This window comes from Fibrobacter sp. (genome assembly GCF_017545445.1).
GTDB lineage: Bacteria > Fibrobacterota > Fibrobacteria > Fibrobacterales > Fibrobacteraceae > Fibrobacter.
The window spans coordinates 1-1,946 of the sequence record NZ_JAFWOM010000057.1 but is presented as its reverse complement, the minus strand read 5'-3'; the positions used below and the strand labels follow the sequence as shown (position 1 = coordinate 1,946).

Genomic DNA, 1,946 nt, shown 5'->3' with positions numbered 1-1,946 from the left:
TAAATCCTAAATTCTTCCCACGGGCTACGCCCACGAAAGAATTTAGTCGCACCCTCTCCCCCGAGGGGTCTCGGGTCCTCGTCCAAATTACGATATAAAAAAAGAAAACCACCTTTGTAGGTGGTTCTCTTTTTTTTTAGAGCGGGAAAAGGGACTCGGACCCTCGACCCCGACCTTGGCAAGGTCGTGCTCTACCAACTGAGCTATTCCCGCGAGGACAGCCCATATATAGAAATAAAATTTCTTGTTGTAAAGGGTGTATGTCGAAAAAAGTTATATTTTTTGCGTTATAAAAAGGGGATTCATGTTCGGTATTTATATTCACGTTCCGTTTTGTGCGAAAATTTGCGATTATTGCGATTTCCGCGTGATGCCTGCAAATGCTCGGTTGTTCGAGGAGTATGCTGGTTTGCTGGAACGTGAAATTCGAGCGTTTGATGATTCGCATCAGGGCGCTCTCTCGCAAGCTAGGACGCTTTATCTGGGCGGCGGCACCCCTTCCATTTTACCGAGTTCGTGTCTTGAGCGGATTTTTGCTGTACTTGCGTCGTGCGGTGTTCGCGTCCGTGAATTGGACGAAGTCTCGATGGAATTCAATCCGGAATCGTGCACCGAGGAATCGGTACAGACGGCGCTTTCATGCGGAGTGCGTCGTTTTAGCCTTGGACTTCAGACGTTTTCGCAGCCGCTCTTGGACCGCATTGGCCGCAGGCATTCGGTGGAACGGGGTTTCGAAGCGTTGCGGTTGTTGACTTCGCTTCCGCAGGCGAAGGTTTCGGCGGACTTGATGTTCGATTTGCCGGGACAGTCGGTGGATTCGTTTTTGAGCGATGTCGATCGCTTGTCGGATTTTCCGTTGGGGCATTTGAGCTTTTATGGGTTGAATGTGGGCGAGCGGACGCTTTTAGGCGGTCGCGTATCGCGAGGCGAAGAAAAAGTTGACGAGAGTTTGTACGAACCGATGTACCTCGGTGGCGTCGAGATTCTTGAGAAAAAAGGTTTCGTGCGTTACGAAGTCTCGAATTTCGCAAAGCCAGGCGACGAAAGCTTGCACAACATAAACTATTGGAATCGCGGCGAGTACATTGGTTTTGGGCCGGGTGCGCACAGCTATTTTGACGGTCGCCGATTCTGCGCTCCTGAAATGTATCCGCGTTGGCGTGATTACGTGAATGCGGGTTCGCCCGATGCTTCGCTGACGTATGATGATTTGGACAAAGACGATGTTTTGACGGAACGCGTGTGGCTCTCGCTACGCCAGCGCTCTGGCCTTGACTTGAACGCGCTTGCCGCTGAAGGAATTGCCGTCTTGCCGGAAGGCTATGAACCTTGGGTTCAAAAAGATTTTGCGACGATCGAAAACGGTGTTTTGAAACTCGTTGGCCGAGGCTGGATTTTCATGGACAGCATCGTCACCGATGTATTAAACGCGTGCCAGTAGCTTTTTCGCCAAAAAAAGAGAAGCCCGCTTGCGGGCGGGCTTGAAAAAGTTGAATTATGCTTTTAATTATTTGTTAATAGCCGCGAGGAAAGCGTCTTTCTTTTCTTGCAAGAAGTCCTTGCTGTTGTACTTGCGGATGCGGCGGAGAGCCTGGTCGCGCAACTGACGGACGCGTTCGTGGGAGATATTCATGGATTCCCCCACTTCACGCAGCGTCTGCGGGGCTTCCTGGTTGATGCCGAAAATGCCGGTGATGACTCGGGCTTCGCGTTCCGGGAGTTGTTCCATGAGGTCGCGGGCCAAAGCTTCGACGCTCTGGATTTCGGAATCGGCTTCTGGGTTCGTGGCGCCGGTATCGGGCAACACTTCGGCGTAGGTCGCCTTGGAGTCTGCCTTCAGCGGGCTGTCGAAGGAAACGCCGCGTTGGCCAATCTGGATAAGCTCGCGGATTTCTTCGTTGATCTCTTTACCGCGGGACTGCTCGTGCAAAGCCTTGCGCACACGG

General features: G+C 52.0%; 2 protein-coding genes and 1 tRNA gene. 1 reads left to right on the top strand and 2 read right to left on the bottom strand.

All coding sequences use genetic code 11. The annotated features are described in order from the left end of the window. Window positions 1–140: 140 nt before the first annotated feature. A tRNA-Gly gene (locus IKG78_RS06185) sits at window positions 141–213 on the bottom strand. 91 nt (window positions 214–304) lie between these two features. Between IKG78_RS06185 and hemW the strand changes: the two genes are divergently transcribed. Next, the gene (gene hemW, locus IKG78_RS06180; RefSeq protein WP_290941012.1) at window positions 305–1,441 is read left to right on the top strand and encodes a radical SAM family heme chaperone HemW; all 1,137 of its coding nucleotides are present in this window, start codon (window positions 305–307) and stop codon (window positions 1,439–1,441) included. A 66-nt stretch (window positions 1,442–1,507) separates the two neighbouring features. On the opposite strand, the gene IKG78_RS06175 is transcribed toward hemW, so the two are convergent. Continuing rightward, a partial coding sequence (locus IKG78_RS06175) for a sigma factor-like helix-turn-helix DNA-binding protein (RefSeq protein WP_290941009.1) occupies window positions 1,508–1,946 on the bottom strand: 439 nt, incomplete at its 5' end.

Coding starts and splice junctions, on each gene's coding strand:
- hemW (WP_290941012.1), top strand. CDS start 305: ATGTTCGGTATTTATATTCACGTTCCGTTTTGTGCGAAAATTTGCGAT.